Source organism: Aquirufa antheringensis, assembly GCF_004307425.1.
In the GTDB taxonomy this organism is placed as follows: Bacteria; Bacteroidota; Bacteroidia; order Cytophagales; family Spirosomataceae; genus Aquirufa; species Aquirufa antheringensis.
In genome coordinates this window covers 474,854-490,728 of sequence record NZ_SEWZ01000003.1, presented here as the reverse complement: position 1 = coordinate 490,728, position 15,875 = coordinate 474,854, and the positions used below count along the sequence as shown (strand labels likewise).

Below are 15,875 nucleotides of genomic sequence, written 5' to 3'. Positions count from 1 at the left end.
TTATAAGAATTTAAAATTATAAGTTAACGAGATAAACGGAGAGGCAAATACACTGAGTTCATACGCTCTCAAACCCGCTTTTGTTGATTTAAAAAAGACAGAGTAAGGGTTTTGACGTCCATACAAGTTGTAAATAGTAAATACCCAGCTTCCTTCCCAACGTTGCTTTTTCATCGATGGATTATTGATGGTCCAGGAGAAATCTAAACGGTGGTAATCACGCACTCGGTCATTATTACGCTCGGCAAACACGGGAAACTTTTTCCCTCCAATCTCATATGATCCTGAAGGAGACGAAAAAGGACGTCCTGTATTATAGGCAAAAGTGAAAGAGAAACTATGGTGCGTCGTAGGTTGAATATTTAACATCATATTAAGGGTGTGAGGCTTATCGTAATTCGTCGCAAACCACTCTCCCCCATTGATTGCCTGTACCTCCGGAAATTCACCTATCATTTGATTGAATGCTCTTGCATACGTATAAGAAACCCAACCTGAAACCTCTCCTTTCTTCTTTTGCACCATTAATTCCATTCCGTAGGCTTTACTTTTACCAGAAATCAACTGCGTTTCTATGTTCGGGTTTAATTGCAAATTAGCCCCTGACACGAAGTCTAAGGTATTCGCCACATCTCGGTAATAGGTTTCTAATGAAGCTTCAAATACGTTTTCATTAAAGGTTTTAAACAAACCTAAAGAAAAGAAATCACTCTGTTGAGGCTTGATAAAATTATCCGCCGTTTTCCAGCGGGAGGTAGGCAAAGGCGTCGTGTTATTCGATAATAATTGGAAAAACTGTTGCTGACGATTATACCCAAATTTCATCGTAGTATTTTCTGCCAAAGAATATTTCATCGTGACACGAGGCTCAAAACCACCATAGGAGGCCATTACTTCTCCGTCCGCGTATGTATTTTTCCGTAACACAGTATTTAAAGAGGGCATCTGCCCAGGAGCATAGACATTTTCAGATCCTGCCCCCATTCGGTAGTAGTGAGAATAACGTAAACCAGCCTGCAAGGTGAATTTAGGACTTAGCGTCCATTCATCATCCGCAAATAAAGCTAATTCATAAGATTGCTCGTCAGGTATCTTGACAGTGGAAACGCGTGAAATGACGCCTTCATTTAAAGTACCCGGATTAATATCATATCGAGTCGCCGTAATGCCAAAGTTCATTTTATGATTTTCCTTCGGCTGGTAATCAAAGCTAGTCGTTAGGTTTCGGTATAAGATCGAACTTTTTAAATCGATCGTATTAACGGAATCAGGTGCAAAGGTTTTAGTGGAATAATCGGTTAACGAGCCGCTCACCATCATATTCAACTTAGGGGAGAAATAATGATTCCAATGCGCTGCAAAATTCGTGTGTCCATAATTAAAGGAGGTCTGTTTAGCCACCACATTTTCGATACTGAATAAGGAATCGACCCGGTAGTAATCATGGCTCAAATAAGAGGATAACGAAATCGTATTCTTTGTATTAGGACGGTAATAAATCTTCGTCGCTACATCAGAGAAATTCGCACGTAAATTCTTTAAATAATCCGGTGCAAACCATTTGAACATAAAATCATTGACAGATAATCGACCAGCAACTAACACAGATAATTTCTCTTTTATAATTGGAATTTCTGCCATAACCCGGTTCGAAATCAATCCAATTCCACCTTGCATCTTAAATTTGTCCGTATTAGGTTCGATCATCTTGATATCTAAAACAGAAGCGGCACGTCCACCAAAACGAGAGGGAACCCCTCCTTTGTATAATTCTAAATCACGAATGGCATCAGAAGCAAAAACCGAGAACAAACCAAACATGTGCGTTGGGTTAAAGATGGGGGTATCATCGATGTAGATTAAGTTTTGGTCCACATTAGAACCCCGAATATTCAAACCATTAGCACCCTCACCTACGGAAGAAACGCCAGGAAGGGATTGTAAACTACGAATCACGTCGACCTCGCCCATCATCGTAGGCAATTTCTTAATCCCTTTTAAACTAAGTACTGTTACACCTAAGGAGGGTGTTTGAATATCTCGCTTAGTGGCTGCGCTAGAGACAATAACCTCTTCTAATTGTTTGGTTACGTTATTTAGCTGCACATTTAATTCCGTATTCGCCTTAATATAGATTTTCGTGCGATACGGATTATAACCTACATAACTCACTTTTATTACCCACTCACCGTAGGGTACGTGGACTTTGTAGTTTCCAGACGTATCCGTTGTAACGCCTGATTTTTTAAAATCAACGGAAATATCAGCCCCTTTTAGTGGCTCGCCTGTAGAGGCGTCGATTACTTTACCAAAAATGGCCGGAAGCGAGGTGGTTTGTGCAATGCTTTGATACGAAAGGACAAATAGAAGTCCTAAGCAAAAGACTCTGGGTAAGAGTTTGATCATATAAGATAGGTTAACAGAAGCAATTTTGTAAATAAACAAAATATAAAGGAGATTCCTTACATGAGTAGCGACCAAAGGGAAGATATTGCGACGAAAATCAGGGCAAAGGGGGTTAACACTTTCCAGCATAAATACATCAACTGATCTACTCGAAGTCGAGGTAAGGTCCAGCGAATCCACATTTGGAGGGCAATTAAGACATAGGACTTCAACATCAGCCAAACAAAGCCAATCAGGGTTGCATAAATTGTTCCAGGCTCACCATTCGTCCAATCTGCTAAGCGAACAGATCCGATATTAGGCAAAGGAGAATACCATGATCCCCAGAATAAAATAACGCCCAATACGCTAACCAAAAGCATCATTCCATACTCTGACAAGAATAAAAGTGCCCAGCGCATTCCAGCATATTCGGTATGAAAACCACCTACTAATTCTGATTCAGCCTCTGGAATATCAAATGGTGCCCGATTCGCTTCTGCCAAAGAGGCGATGAAATAAATAATGAACAAGAAGAAAAACAATGGCATCCGCACCACATTCCAGCTCAAGAAACCACCTGCCTGTGTTACATCAATCCCTAAACCTTTTAAACCGAATAAGTATTGTGGTTCAGCAGAGAATATCCCCTGTTGTAGAGAAATCTCCTGCAAATTCAAGGAGCCTGAAATTAATACGATACATAAAAGTGATAATCCCAAAGGGATCTCATAGGAGACTAATTGAGCCGCAGAGCGAATTGCGCCTAATAAGGAATATTTATTATTCGAAGTCCATCCCGCTAATAAAATTCCCAAACTATCTAAGGAAACAATACCCATCAAGAGCATTAAGCCCATCTCTGTTTGGCTTCCTTGTAAGAAAGTACCCGAACTCAACGGAATGACCGCAAAGGCACCAAAAACTGACAAAAAAATGATCCAAGGGGCGAAAAGAAACAAACGTTTTTGGGCGTTTTCGGGGACGATATCTTCCTTTTGGAATAACTTCAACAAGTCCGCAAAAACCTGCAACAAACCCCATTTACCCACCTCCATGGGCCCTAATCGATCCTGCATAAATGCAGATAGCTTCCGCTCCACATAAACGCCTATCACGACATTTACGGTTAACAAAAGCAAACAAACGATCAGAGCAATCCACATTAGTTTATCTGATTTAAGGCTTGTAAGAAATCCGCTTTTAAATCCTCAATCGACTCTAAACCCACGGCTACGCGAACTAAACCATCCGTAATTCCCAGGGCCGCTTTTTCTTCTGCGGGCAATTTTGAATGGGTAGTGGACGCTGGATGCGTTATAATCGTGCGCGAATCCCCTAAATTAGGCGAAATAGAGGCAATTTTTAACAACTTACTGAAGGCTACTACTTTTTCAAATCCCCCTTTAATATCTAGGGTTAAAATCCCCCCACCGTACTTCATTTGGCGTTTCGCTAATTCATATTGAGGATGCGATTTTAAATAAGGGTATTTTACGTTGTTCAACGCTTGATGTCCTTCCAAAGCTTCCGCCAATGCCATTGCATTCTCTGAATGCTTTTGCATTCTTAAATCCAACAATTCCAAACTCTTCGATAAAATCCAAGCATTAAAGGGAGACAAAGAGGGGCCTGTGTGACGTGCAAAGAATCGAATCTCGTCAATATACACTTTCTTTCCACAGATGACACCACCTAAAACGCGTCCTTGACCATCAATGTATTTAGTCGCTGAGTGAATGACTAAATCAGCGCCCAAGTCCAACGGCGTTTGTAGAATAGGTGTTGCAAAACAGTTATCTACTGCTAAAATCAAGTCTCTACCCTCTTTCAAAGCCGCTAATTCTTTCAAATCTATCAGCTCTAAACCCGGGTTAGAAGGAGATTCACAGAATAAAAATTTCGTATTAGGCTTAATGGCTGCTTTCCACGCATTGATATCTGCACCTGGAACGAACGTACATTCGATACCCCATTTGGCCGTAATCTTCGTCAAAATCTGAATACAAGAACCAAACAAAGCATTAGAAGCGACCACGTGATCTCCCGCTTTCAATAGACCAGCCATCGAAGCAAAAATCGCCGCCATCCCAGTTGAAAAGGCAATACCATCCTCCGCATTCTCTAGCATATTCATCTTTTCTACGAACTCATCCACATTCGGATTCATGTAGCGAGAGTAGATATTACCCGCCATTTCGTCCGCGAATATCGATCTACCCTGCTCCGCATCATCGAAAGTGAAACTAGAGGTCAAGTATAAAGGCACTGAATGTTCTCTGTTTTGAGATCTTTCCGCTTGAATACGAATGGCTTTGGTCTGTTTTTGCATAGTCATCAATTATTAATCTACAAAAATAATAGAATACTTAGTAAAAATGCTTTCCCTTCCTGACTATTTTCCTGACCTGATTTCACCCCCTACAGAAACTAAATTATTTTAAGATAATTGAGTAAATTTCGTAGAACTAAGCCTTGTAAAGAAAACAAAAAACAACTATGAAAAAATTGATTATACCCTTTTTAAGCTTGTTTTTAGCGATCGGATCGTTTCAAGTGCAAGCTCAAAAATGGACCAACCTATTCGACGGTAAAACCTTTAAAGGTTTCAAGCAACTCAATGGTCAAGCAAAATATGAAGTGAAAGATGGCGTAATGGTGGGAACCACCGTGGCGAACACGCCTAATTCCTTCATGGCCACGGAGCAGGAATACGGTGATTTTATCTTGGAGTTCGATGTCAAAGTAGACAACAAAATGAATTCAGGGGTTCAATTCAGAAGTTTATCCATCCCAGAATACCAAAATGGCCGCGTTCACGGATACCAAGCTGAAATCGACCCTTCGACAAGAGGTTGGTCAGGTGGTATTTATGACGAATCACGCCGTGGCTGGTTAGCCCAAAACGAACTAAAACCAGAGGCGAAGAAGGCCTTTAAATTAGGGAATGTTTGGAACCATTACCGCATCGAGGCAATCGGAAGCACGATCCGCACGTGGATTAACGATTATCCTGTGACTTATTTAGTGGATGATATGACCGCTAAAGGATTTATTGCCTTTCAAGTCCACGCTATTTACGGAGAGATGAAACCGGGCATGCAAGTGATGTGGAAAAACATCCGTATTCAAACGGGAAAAGAGATGCAACCACGTCCTTTGGACAAAAACGTAGTCGTAGACAATTATATGTTAAACAATCTGTCTCCACAAGAGCAAGCACAAGGTTTCCGCCTATTATTCAACGGAAAAGACTTAACAGGCTTCCGCTCAGCGTTTAAGACGACGGCTCCTCCATCGGTTTGGACAGTGGAAGACGGTACGCTTCACGTGAATAGCTCTGGTGGCAAGGAATCAGGCAATGGCGGTGATATCTTAACGAATGACAAGTTCTCCGCTTTCGAATTAACATTTGATTTCAAATTAACAGAGGGCGCTAATTCAGGTGTGAAGTATTTCGTGAATGAATCGTATAATTCTGGTATGTCAGCGATCGGCTTAGAATACCAAGTGTTAGACGACGCAAAACACCCAGATGCGAAACTAGGAACCGTAGGAAATCGCACGTTAGCGAGTTTATACGACATCATTCCAGCGAACAAAATTGATGGTCGTTTCCAAAAGAAAATAGGCGAATGGAATCAAGGACGCATCATTGTATATCCGAATAACATCGTTCAACACTGGTTGAATGGCTTTAAAGTGATTGAATACGAGCGCAAGAGTAATATCTTTAAAGTGTTAGTGGCACATAGCAAGCATAAAGTGTGGGATGGTTTTGGAGCACAAGATTCAGGTCCAATCCTTTTCCAAGAACACGGAGATTCCGTATTCTATAAAAACATCAAAATCAGAGAAATTAAATAACCTATCTAATGGAAAGAAGAGAATTTTTACACAAAGGTGCCCTAGCTTCTCTAGGCACTTTAGCTTTTAGCCCAAAATCGTACAGCAAGATCCTAGGAGCAAATGACCGCGTTCGCGTGGCTTGCGTGGGTTTCTCTGACCGTCACCGGGCGTCTCATGTGCCTCCTTTTAAGGCTTTGGCCAAAGGAATGAACTTCGAAATGGTCGCTTTATCTGATCTTTGGAATCGCCGTAGAGATGAGGGAAAGGCTTTTTTAGAGAAAGAATTAGGTGGAACTATCCAAACCTACAGAAACAATGAGGAATTGTATTCTGCCAAAGGAATCGATGCCGTTTTCATCTCCACAGCGGACTTCCAACACGCTTTACATACCATCGAGGCTGTAAAAGCAGGTTGCGATGCCTACACAGAAAAGCCCTTAGCTGAAACGATGGAGGATAACCGTGCGGTTTTAAAGGCGGTAAAAAATTCTAATAAAATCGTCCAAATCGGTTCACAACGTCGTTCAGGCGAGAACTACTGGGCAGCGGATGAATTCATCAAGTCAGGAAAGTTTGGCGATATCAAAATGGTAGAATTGATGTGGAACGTCAATCAACCAGGTCGCTGGAGACGCCCAGAATTAACGAGCATCTTAAAAGAGTCAGATATCGACTGGAAACGTTTCTTAATGAACCGCCCAGCAGACAAATTTGACCCCCGTAAATACTTAGAATACCGCCTTTTCTGGCCTTATTCATCAGGAATTCCTGGCCAATGGATGTCGCACCAAATCGACACCGTACACTGGTTCTCCGGCTTATCACACCCTAATTCAGTGGTGGCTAACGGTGGAATCTACCAATGGAATGATGGCCGCGTAAACGCGGACACGATGACGGTTGTTTTCGACTACGGAAAAGCTGATAAAGGTTTCCAAGTTCAATTCACCTCTCGCTTCTCTAATTCAGCAGGCGGCACAAAGGAAATTTACTACTCTAACGGTGGTGAATTAAACCTAGACACGAACACCATTTCTCCTAACGGCGGTCTTCGCGAACGTGAAGCTAAAGCGATGGGCTTACAAGCTAACTTACTACCAACGATGAAAATCGAAGGGGCAAAAGTAGCGACGGATGCAGACACTGGTGGAGACGTTTTAACATTCAACCACGTGAAAAACTGGATGGAATGTGTTCGTTCTCGCAAAACACCTAACGCTCCTATCGAAGCGGGTTACCAACATTCAATCGCAACCATCATGTCTAATGCGGCTTACCGCACGGGACAACGCGTTACTTTCGATGAGAAAACGCAAGAGGTAATGGCGGGTGATAAGGTGTTTAAGTATTAGTCGATAGTCACTAGTCGATAGTCGATAGTCACTAGTCACTAGTCGATAGTCACTAGTCGATAGACTTATAAGAGTAGAGATTATAGAGTAAAGAGTAGAGAGATTTTCAAAATGGGGGCATAAGCCCCTTTTTTGTTACGCAAAATGTAGATTAAAGAGAATAGATAATAGAGTAGAGAGAAGGAAGAAAAAGAAGAATGGAATTGGATTAAAATGCAAGAAATTATTGCGCAGCACAATTTCTGCATTTTGAATCCAATTCTATAATGATTTTATTATCTTGCACCATATTAGATTAATCGCTCTATGGCAATCATTTCAACTAAATCAAAAAAGGACTTCTATCTGCACGTCGCGATCTTAGTGACGTTATTCTTAGTGCTGTTTTTTGGTTTCTTTTTTGTGTATTTACCTTGGAGCACGCACCATGGAGAGACCATTAAAGTCCCTAATTTGAAGGGTCTGTCGATGGATAAGATGGAGGAATCAGTCGATGCGAATAATCTAGAATTTGAAATATCGGATTGCACTTTTGTGGCAGACAAGCCCCCTTTGACCATCTTATCACAATATCCCTTACCGAATGCCTTGGTAAAATCAGGACGTAAAATCTACATTACGATCAATTCTGAAACACCTCCTACCATCAGAATGCCTAATTTAATTGGCTTATCGGTTCGAAGTGCGGAACAACAATTAATTATCGCTGGATTGAAAAAAGGGATTGTGCACCAGGTAAACGATCCCCGGTTGAAAGAGGTGATTGACATGCAAGCTTTGGGACGCAAAATGACAGCAGGGAGTAGTATTCCTAAAGGCACTGAAGTGGATTTGTATATTGGAAATGGGACGGCAGATGCGGAGATTGAATTACCCGATTTGATTGGGAAGCCTTTAGATGAGGTGTCGATTATTTTAGCAGGGATGAATTTAAAATTAGGTCACGTGACCTACGAGGCAAATAGTGATTTAACAGCAGGAACCATATTTAAACAAACTTGTGCGACTTGTGATGGAACGAGTATTCATCCAGGAGATACGATTGATGTTTGGGTAGTAGGTGACGGAAATAACGAATAAGATGGATATTACAATTGAAGAATTAAAAGAGCGAATGGACAAAGGTGAAAAACTGAACTTGTTCGATGTGCGCGAAGAGTATGAATTTGATGAGTTCAACATTGGGGCGACTTTGATCCCATTAGGTGAATTGCCTGATCGCTTAGAGGAAATTGCTCATCTGAAAAACGAAGAAATTTTAATCCATTGCCGCTCTGGAGCTCGTTCTGGACGTGCAAAAGACTATTTGACAGCAGAAGGCTATTCGAATGTGCGCAACGTATTAGGCGGAATGATGGCCTGGCAAGCAGCTGGCTACTAATATGAATGCGACGCAATTCAAGCAAGCATTAACCCATGTAAACCTCCTAGATATACGGACTCCCAGAGAATGGGATGACTTTAATTTAGGAGGTTTTCACGTTTCATTGGATACGCTTTTGGAGCGCATCGATGAAATTTCTAAAGAGAAAAACTGGGTGATTATCTGCTATAATGGGACGCAGAGTTTGATTGCGATGCGTCTACTGAAGGCCAAAGGCTTCACGCACATCGACCACCTCGAAGGCGGTCTCGAAGCCTATTTAAGCCTCTAATTGCTTCAAAATTTCGACTAAGGCTTTCGAAGGATGCAAATAGGTAAACTCGTCTTGGTTTCTGAACCAAGTCATCTGTTTCTTTGCATAATGACGATTATTGCGTTTTAACAAGCGAACCATTTCCTCTTCATCGTATTCACCCCGTAAAAACGCATAGACTTCTTTATAGCCTAAGGTCTTCAAAGCATACAAATGTTGCTTATCCTCGAATGCACGTGCTTCTGCTACTAAACCAGCAGCTAGCATTTGGTCCATCCGTTGATCAATTCGTGTATATAATTCTTCCCTAGGACGTTCTAGACAAATCTTGATGACTTGGAAAGGTCTGGCTGGTTTTTGAGCTAAACGAAACTCCGAATAAGGTTTTCCCGTAGAAAGACAGACTTCAAGGGCCCGAACGACGCGCTGCGGGTTTTTGGCATCCACCTGAGCGGCATAAACGGGATCTAATTGCTTCAATTCGGTAAACAAGGCCCAAAGACCTTCTTTTTCCAAACGGCCATTCAACGTCTCGCGCAAGGCTAAATCAGCTTCTGGCATCACATCCAAACCCTCCATCAAAGCTTTCAAGTATAATCCGGAGCCGCCAGTAGCGACTACAACATTGTGCTTTTTGAAGAGTTTTGTCAATAACTTCATCGATTCCCGCTCAAAATCACCTGGAGAGAAATAATCCTCCACCGAATGGGAATCAACAAAATGGTGGGTTACCCCACCCTGCTCCCCTGCAGATGGCTTCGCAGTTCCAATCGAAAGTTCGCGGTAAAATTGACGGGAATCCGCCGAAATAATGTCCGTCTGTAGGTGCTTCGCTAAATCCACACAAAGGGCGGTTTTACCCACTGCCGTGGGACCTACGATGACGAGCAGTATTTTAGGTGATTTTTTCAATGATTAATAGGTGTTTTTCTTTCCGTACCATTTACGGCCAGAACTTGCTTTATCGAAAGAACGTGCTGGCTTGGCATCTTTAGCCGCCGCCGCTGGAGCACCCGGACGAGAACCACCGCCATTACGTGATTGACCTTGCGGTTTTTTGGCAGCTTTCTCCACGTGCAAGACTTTCATTGGGTATTTATGCGCTTCCACTACTGGAATCTTCTTCCCAATTAATTTCTCAATGTCTTTCAAATAGGCTTTCTCCTCGATATCGCAAAACGAAATCGCAGCCCCTTTTGCACCTGCACGACCGGTACGACCGATACGGTGAACGTAGGTTTCAGCGATGTTAGATAATTCGTAATTAATGACAAATTCTAATTCGTCGATATCAATACCACGTGCCGCAATGTCGGTAGCGACAAGAACACGCGTGGTTTGAGCTTTGAAGTTTTTCAGCGCTGTTTGACGGGCGTTTTGGGACTTATTCCCGTGAATCGCTTCTGCCTTGATGCTAGCCTTCAAAAGCATTTTAACCACTTTGTCCGCGCCGTGTTTAGTACGGGTGAAGACTAGGGCTGTTTTGATCGACGTATCTTGTAAGATATCAAGCAAAAGATCGTTCTTATTGCCTTTGTCTACGAAATAGACCGATTGATTAATAATTTCTACGGTAGAGGAAACCGGTGTTACCGAAACAGAAGCCGGGTTTTTCAAAATACTTCCCGCTAGTTTCACGATTTCTGGTGGCATCGTTGCTGAGAAGAATAACGACTGGCGTTTGTGTGGCAAGGCCGCTAATAATTTCTTCACATCGTGAATGAAACCCATGTCGAGCATGCGATCCGCCTCATCTAAGACGAAATATTCCACATCTGCGATCGATAAAAGGCGTTGGTTCATGAGGTCCAAAAGACGTCCAGGCGTCGCAATCACCACATCAGCACCGCTGCGGATGGCTGAGACTTGGGGACTTTGGCCCACTCCTCCAAAAATAACCGCATATTTCAAGTCCGTATGACGCGCATAAGCTCTGAAACTTTCACCGATTTGAATCGCTAACTCCCGTGTGGGCGTTACGATTAAGGCGCGGATTTTCTTATTTTTTTGGAACGATTTGTTCTCTTCCAAAAGTTGTATAATGGGCAACGTAAACGCTGCTGTTTTACCCGTACCCGTTTGGGCGCAACCTAATAAATCCGTGCCACGAAGGACAATAGGGATTGATTGGGCTTGAATAGGGGTAGGATTGGTATAACCCTCTTCTTTGAGCGCCTTTAAAATAGGCTCAATGAGGTGCAATGATTCGAATGACATATAACTGTATAAAGATGTGTTATGAGCAATGAAATAATAACAAACATCCTCATAATGTGGCGCAAAGGTACGCCTTTTATTTCACAGATTCGTTTAAATGACCTAATGCCGCTAAAACCTGCTTGATCTCCTCCCCTTTTTGGGTACCAATTAAGATAGGATCCCCCTCTTTAAAATAGAGTTGCAAACCCACGTTTCCCGCCGTATTGTAGACTAAACCATTTCCCTTGAAGCTGTATTTGATTCCCCAGCCACCATATTCCATCAAAGGGCTGTACGTTCTTACATAGGAAGCAGAAAGCGTATCCCAAGCGAAAAATTTCTCCTTAAAGTGGAAGGGAAAAAAGCGCACATAGATGCCCTCAGCAGTAATCCGAGTCGTTAATTTCATTTGCCAAAAAAGCAAAGGCAACAAAATTCCTATCCCAAATGAAACATAAACCGCGCTATCCGTTTGTGGTGGTGCCGTCATAATGGAATAAACCATCGAAGACCAAACGCCCACCAGAATTAACCATAACCACCATTGAGTGAAGCGTTGTGTTTCGTTGAATTCTGGCATAAGGTCGAGTTTTAGATAAACAAAATTAAAAATATTCCATCAAAATTACCATTTTTGGTAAATTTCTATAGCTTTGCTAAAATAATATAGCTACCCATGGCAAACACCACTCCTTGTCCCCAATGTTCGTCTTATGATGTCGCAAAAAACGGCATCATCAACGAAAAACAACGTTTTAAATGTAAATCCTGCGGCTACAACTTTACGGTAGCGAAAATGGGAAAAAGTATCGACAGTTATTATGTTATTAAGGCATTACAGCTTTATATAGAGGGAGTTAGTTACCGGGAAATCGAGCGATTATTGGGCATTAGCCACGTTTCGGTCATGAATTGGGTAAAGAAATACCGGATCAAAATCCCCAAACAAGAGTTCTATACCCCTACCTACCGCATACTCAATCACAAAGAGCTATCCGAGTTCGTTATCGTACCTGGAAACCTCTCGAACAAAGGGATGATTATCACTGAATTAGGGGATAAATTCATGGTTATTCAATGGACAAGAATTAAATCTATATAAAATTAGCAAGCCTATAGCTAAATTAGACAACAGAGGAATTTAAGCGAATATTTGCTCAACCAAAAAATGCAAATAAAACCTTAAAAACTTATATTAGATGAAAAATCCTTCTGTTATCCTTTTTGCACTATTGCTAGGGGCTTTTGGCTTGCGAGGACAAGGCTCACCCGATTATGGTTCAGGTATGAAAATTAATTTTAATGAGAAAGGCTCGAAGTATATGCGTTTCGTCCTTTGGAATCAAATCTGGGCGAGATCGATCGACAACAATCCAGGGACTATGGTCAATGGAACACCTTCCGATAACACCTTTGATATCGGTGCACGTCGAATTCGGGTGCTTGCTTATTCTCAAATTTCACCACGTTATATGGTCGTATTACACTTTGGCGTAAACAATCAATCTTTCGTACAAGGCGGTGGATCTGGAACATCAGGAACTGGTGGATATGGCGCAGGAAAGAAGCCTCAAATGTTCTTCCATGACGCATACAGTGAATACGCATTGATTCAACCTGCAAAAGATAAGAAGTTCAGTATGTCGTTCGGAGCAGGTTTGCATTACTTCAATGGTATTTCTCGCATGACCTCTGCTAGTACTTTGAACTTCTTAGCAGTGGATGCTCCCGTGTTTAACTGGCCATTAATTGAGAATTCAGATCAATTTGCTCGTTTGTTTGGTATGTATGTAAAAGGCAAATGGGGTAAATTAGATTACCGATTTAACATCAATAAGCCCTTTGCTACGTCTTTAGCTCCTGTGAATAGCACGACAGATGCGGTAGCTGTAGACAATAATGGAGATAGCCGCTTATCGAAAGGGGGCTATGCGATGTACCAATTCCTTGATCAAGAATCGAATTTATTACCTTACACCGTAGGTACTTATGTGGGTACGAAGCGTGTATTTAATATCGGGGCTGGATTTTACAATCAGCCAGATGGCACGATGAGTTCATTGAATGGTGTGAAATCGAAACACGATATCACTTCTATGGCCATCGATGCTTTTGTCGATATGCCTATAGGAGACAAAAAGAAAAACATGGCGATTACGGCTTACACGGTTCTGTACTCGAATGACTTTGGCCCTAATTACCTACGTAACACAGGTATCATGAATCCAGGAGTAGCAGATCCTGCATTCACGGGAACTAAAGCGCTTGCTGGGGCTGGAAATGCGCGTCCTTTGATGGGAACTGGTTCTATCTGGTATACGCAAGCGGGTTTATTATTACCAAAAAACTCCGATGCACCTAAACTCCGTGTTCAACCATTTGTTGCTTATACGATGAAAAAATTGGATGCCTTACCTGCTGCGGGTAGCTATTTCGATATCGGTTCTAATTTTTACATTGATGGACACAACTCTAAAATCACCCTACAGTATTCATCTAGACCGGTTTATTCCACAAAGGATAACATTAGCGATTACAAAGGGGAATTCGTTATTCAATTTGCCAACTACCTATAAACTCTATTCATTCTTAACTTAAAAAACTATGTCACAAAAAAAACAAAGCCTGGCCTACATCATTAGTGCCTCGTCCGTCGGGACACTCATTGAGTGGTACGATTTTTACATCTTTGGTAGCTTAGCTACGGTTTTATCTACGAAGTTTTTCCCAACCGATAATCCGACAGCTGCCTTTTTAAATACACTGGCCACTTTTGCTGCAGGCTTCGTGGTTCGCCCTTTTGGCGCCTTGGTTTTCGGCCGTTTGGGCGACTTAATTGGACGTAAATACACGTTCATGGTTACCTTAATGTTAATGGGTGGCGCTACGTTCGCCATTGGTTTAGTGCCCTCTTATGCCACCATTGGCGGATGGGCTCCTTTCTTAGTTCTGACACTTCGTTTATTACAAGGTTTAGCCTTAGGTGGTGAGTATGGGGGTGCAGCCACCTATGTAGCTGAACATAGCCCAGCTGAACGTCGTGGATTCTTTACTTCTTGGATTCAAACGACAGCCACGGTAGGTTTAGTGATCTCCTTAGGGGTGATTATGCTAACTCGCTCCTCTATGAGCAAAGAGGCATTCGATGACTATGGTTGGAGAATTCCATTCTTGCTTTCGATCGTTATGGTGGCCTTATCTTTCTTAATTCGCCGTAACATGGAAGAATCTCCAATGTTCGAAAAAGCGAAAAAGGAGGGAACAACCTCAACTAACCCGTTGAAAGAATCTTTTGGAAATAAATTAAACTTGAAATTCGTTTTATTGGCTTTATTCGGAGCGACGATGGGTCAAGGTTTGGTTTGGTATACGGGTCAATTCTACGCGCAGACTTTCTTATTGAAAATCTGTAATTTGGATGATATTCAAACAAATACTATCCTAGTGATTGGATTATTGTTAGGAACGCCGTTATTCATCTTCTTTGGCGCTCTTTCTGACAAAATTGGTCGCAAAGGAATTATGTTAGCCGGTATGGCCATCGCAGTTTTTGCGTACCGTCCTATCTTTGATAAGATGTACCAAACGGTAAGTGTTAACAACAAAGAGCTAGTTGCTGGATCGGAAAAAATCGAAGAGACGCGTGCATTAAATGCGAAATCAACGGTCGATTCCTTAGTCACAACGACCACAACGCGTTCTTATACGGACGGTGCGACGTATAAAAAAGTGAGCAAATTAGTGATCTTAGCAGATAAAACGGCTGAAGCTCCTAAAGCAGATGTAAAAGAAACGATCACTATTAATGATACAGATAAATGGACATTAATCGGTATGGTGTTCTTATTAATCTCTTTTGTAACGATGGCTTACGGCCCTATTGCAGCCTTCTTAGTAGAATTATTCCCTACGAAAATCCGCTACACGTCGATGTCATTGCCTTACCACATTGGAAATGGTATCTTCGGTGGATTAATGCCAGCGATTGCCACGTTCTTAGTAACAACCGCAAAAGATGCGAACAAAACAGCAGAAGAAGCAGGTCAAGCTGCCACCTATGCTAAGCCATACTTAGAGGGTTTAAATTACCCCATTGCCTTAGTAACGGTCTGTGTGATCATCGGTTTCATTTACATCAAGGGTGACAAAAAACACGCTTAATAACCTATTAAAAGAACAATTATGAATGCTCTCAAAAAAATATTAGGCCTGATATGGATTGCGCTAGGCGTATCCGCAGGAATTTACCTTATCTATTTCCAGGCGGTACCGCTTTTTGAAAAAGGAGGAAATGATTTAGTCCCAGCGATCATCTACACCTTTGTGTTAGCGCCGCTGATCTCCATCGGAATGTCTGTCTTCGGATATTATTCTGTGACAGGAGAATTCGATAACGTTTAATCAACAAACCATACAAACGGCCTGCCTTCTAGCAATAGAGGGCAGCCGTTTT

General features: G+C 41.9%; 15 protein-coding genes. 9 read left to right on the top strand and 6 right to left on the bottom strand.

Features of this window, described 5'->3' with window-relative positions:
* Genes EWU21_RS07865 through EWU21_RS07855 form a run of 3 tightly spaced genes read right to left on the bottom strand, consistent with a single transcriptional unit; the run spans position 1 to position 4,717 of the window.
* The gene (locus EWU21_RS07865; RefSeq protein WP_161566495.1) at positions 1-2,406 is read right to left on the bottom strand and encodes a TonB-dependent receptor; all 2,406 of its coding nucleotides are present in this window, start codon (positions 2,404-2,406) and stop codon (positions 1-3) included.
* A gap of 56 nt (positions 2,407-2,462) precedes the next feature.
* Complete coding sequence (locus EWU21_RS07860) at positions 2,463-3,551, bottom strand: complex I subunit 1/NuoH family protein (protein ID WP_130896266.1); 1,089 nt, start codon at positions 3,549-3,551, stop codon at positions 2,463-2,465.
* A complete protein-coding gene (locus tag EWU21_RS07855; RefSeq protein WP_130896265.1) occupies positions 3,551-4,717 on the bottom strand; it encodes a trans-sulfuration enzyme family protein in 1,167 nt (388 codons plus the stop codon). The genes EWU21_RS07860 and EWU21_RS07855 overlap by 1 nt, the downstream gene beginning before the upstream one ends.
* A 167-nt stretch (positions 4,718-4,884) precedes the next feature.
* Between EWU21_RS07855 and EWU21_RS07850 the strand changes: the two genes are divergently transcribed.
* The 5 genes from EWU21_RS07850 (at position 4,885) to EWU21_RS07830 (ending at position 9,241) form a co-directional block, all read left to right on the top strand.
* On the top strand, positions 4,885-6,252 hold the full coding sequence (locus EWU21_RS07850) for a 3-keto-disaccharide hydrolase (RefSeq protein ID WP_130896264.1): 1,368 nt from the start codon (positions 4,885-4,887) through the stop codon (positions 6,250-6,252).
* Between the two features lie 8 nt (positions 6,253-6,260).
* Positions 6,261-7,586, top strand: coding sequence for a Gfo/Idh/MocA family protein (locus EWU21_RS07845; protein ID WP_130896263.1), 1,326 nt, complete (start codon positions 6,261-6,263; stop codon positions 7,584-7,586).
* Positions 7,587-7,892: 306 nt separating this feature from the next.
* Complete coding sequence (locus EWU21_RS07840; protein ID WP_130896262.1) at positions 7,893-8,666, top strand: PASTA domain-containing protein; 774 nt, start codon at positions 7,893-7,895, stop codon at positions 8,664-8,666.
* 1 nt (position 8,667) lies between these two features.
* Positions 8,668-8,967, top strand: a complete 300-nt coding sequence (locus tag EWU21_RS07835; RefSeq protein ID WP_130896261.1) for a rhodanese-like domain-containing protein — start codon at positions 8,668-8,670, stop codon at positions 8,965-8,967.
* A 1-nt stretch (position 8,968) separates the two neighbouring features.
* Complete coding sequence (locus tag EWU21_RS07830; protein WP_130896260.1) at positions 8,969-9,241, top strand: rhodanese-like domain-containing protein; 273 nt, start codon at positions 8,969-8,971, stop codon at positions 9,239-9,241.
* On the opposite strand, the gene miaA is transcribed toward EWU21_RS07830, so the two are convergent.
* The 3 genes from miaA to EWU21_RS07815 all read right to left on the bottom strand — a co-directional run bounded on the left by miaA (position 9,230) and on the right by EWU21_RS07815 (position 12,002).
* Complete coding sequence (gene miaA / locus EWU21_RS07825; protein ID WP_130896259.1) at positions 9,230-10,135, bottom strand: tRNA (adenosine(37)-N6)-dimethylallyltransferase MiaA; 906 nt, start codon at positions 10,133-10,135, stop codon at positions 9,230-9,232. The genes EWU21_RS07830 and miaA overlap by 12 nt on opposite strands.
* Positions 10,136-10,138: 3 nt before the next feature.
* On the bottom strand, positions 10,139-11,440 hold the full coding sequence (locus EWU21_RS07820) for a DEAD/DEAH box helicase (protein ID WP_130896258.1): 1,302 nt from the start codon (positions 11,438-11,440) through the stop codon (positions 10,139-10,141).
* Positions 11,441-11,516: 76 nt separating this feature from the next.
* On the bottom strand, positions 11,517-12,002 hold the full coding sequence (locus EWU21_RS07815) for a hypothetical protein (RefSeq protein ID WP_130896257.1): 486 nt from the start codon (positions 12,000-12,002) through the stop codon (positions 11,517-11,519).
* Positions 12,003-12,098: 96 nt separating this feature from the next.
* Here EWU21_RS07815 and EWU21_RS07810 point away from each other — a divergent pair, with 96 nt between their 5' ends.
* The 4 genes from EWU21_RS07810 to EWU21_RS07795 all read left to right on the top strand — a co-directional run bounded on the left by EWU21_RS07810 (position 12,099) and on the right by EWU21_RS07795 (position 15,823).
* Complete coding sequence (locus tag EWU21_RS07810) at positions 12,099-12,524, top strand: IS1/IS1595 family N-terminal zinc-binding domain-containing protein (protein WP_130896256.1); 426 nt, start codon at positions 12,099-12,101, stop codon at positions 12,522-12,524.
* 97 nt (positions 12,525-12,621) lie between these two features.
* The gene (locus EWU21_RS07805) at positions 12,622-13,998 is read left to right on the top strand and encodes a porin (protein WP_130896255.1); all 1,377 of its coding nucleotides are present in this window, start codon (positions 12,622-12,624) and stop codon (positions 13,996-13,998) included.
* Between the two features lie 28 nt (positions 13,999-14,026).
* Entirely contained in the window at positions 14,027-15,583 is a 1,557-nt protein-coding gene (locus EWU21_RS07800; RefSeq protein WP_130896254.1) for an MFS transporter, read from the top strand.
* A gap of 21 nt (positions 15,584-15,604) precedes the next feature.
* Positions 15,605-15,823 (top strand): DUF6814 family protein, encoded by a 219-nt coding sequence (locus EWU21_RS07795; protein WP_130896253.1) that lies wholly within the window; start codon positions 15,605-15,607, stop codon positions 15,821-15,823.
* The last annotated feature ends 52 nt before the right edge of the window (positions 15,824-15,875 follow it).

Coding starts and splice junctions, on each gene's coding strand:
- EWU21_RS07795 (WP_130896253.1), top strand. CDS start 15,605: ATGAATGCTCTCAAAAAAATATTAGGCCTGATATGGATTGCGCTAGGC.
- EWU21_RS07800 (WP_130896254.1), top strand. CDS start 14,027: ATGTCACAAAAAAAACAAAGCCTGGCCTACATCATTAGTGCCTCGTCC.
- EWU21_RS07805 (WP_130896255.1), top strand. CDS start 12,622: ATGAAAAATCCTTCTGTTATCCTTTTTGCACTATTGCTAGGGGCTTTT.
- EWU21_RS07840 (WP_130896262.1), top strand. CDS start 7,893: ATGGCAATCATTTCAACTAAATCAAAAAAGGACTTCTATCTGCACGTC.
- EWU21_RS07865 (WP_161566495.1), bottom strand. CDS start 2,406: ATGATCAAACTCTTACCCAGAGTCTTTTGCTTAGGACTTCTATTTGTC.
- EWU21_RS07855 (WP_130896265.1), bottom strand. CDS start 4,717: ATGCAAAAACAGACCAAAGCCATTCGTATTCAAGCGGAAAGATCTCAA.
- EWU21_RS07830 (WP_130896260.1), top strand. CDS start 8,969: ATGAATGCGACGCAATTCAAGCAAGCATTAACCCATGTAAACCTCCTA.
- EWU21_RS07850 (WP_130896264.1), top strand. CDS start 4,885: ATGAAAAAATTGATTATACCCTTTTTAAGCTTGTTTTTAGCGATCGGA.
- EWU21_RS07815 (WP_130896257.1), bottom strand. CDS start 12,002: ATGCCAGAATTCAACGAAACACAACGCTTCACTCAATGGTGGTTATGG.
- EWU21_RS07845 (WP_130896263.1), top strand. CDS start 6,261: ATGGAAAGAAGAGAATTTTTACACAAAGGTGCCCTAGCTTCTCTAGGC.
- EWU21_RS07810 (WP_130896256.1), top strand. CDS start 12,099: ATGGCAAACACCACTCCTTGTCCCCAATGTTCGTCTTATGATGTCGCA.
- EWU21_RS07835 (WP_130896261.1), top strand. CDS start 8,668: ATGGATATTACAATTGAAGAATTAAAAGAGCGAATGGACAAAGGTGAA.
- EWU21_RS07820 (WP_130896258.1), bottom strand. CDS start 11,440: ATGTCATTCGAATCATTGCACCTCATTGAGCCTATTTTAAAGGCGCTC.
- EWU21_RS07860 (WP_130896266.1), bottom strand. CDS start 3,551: ATGTGGATTGCTCTGATCGTTTGTTTGCTTTTGTTAACCGTAAATGTC.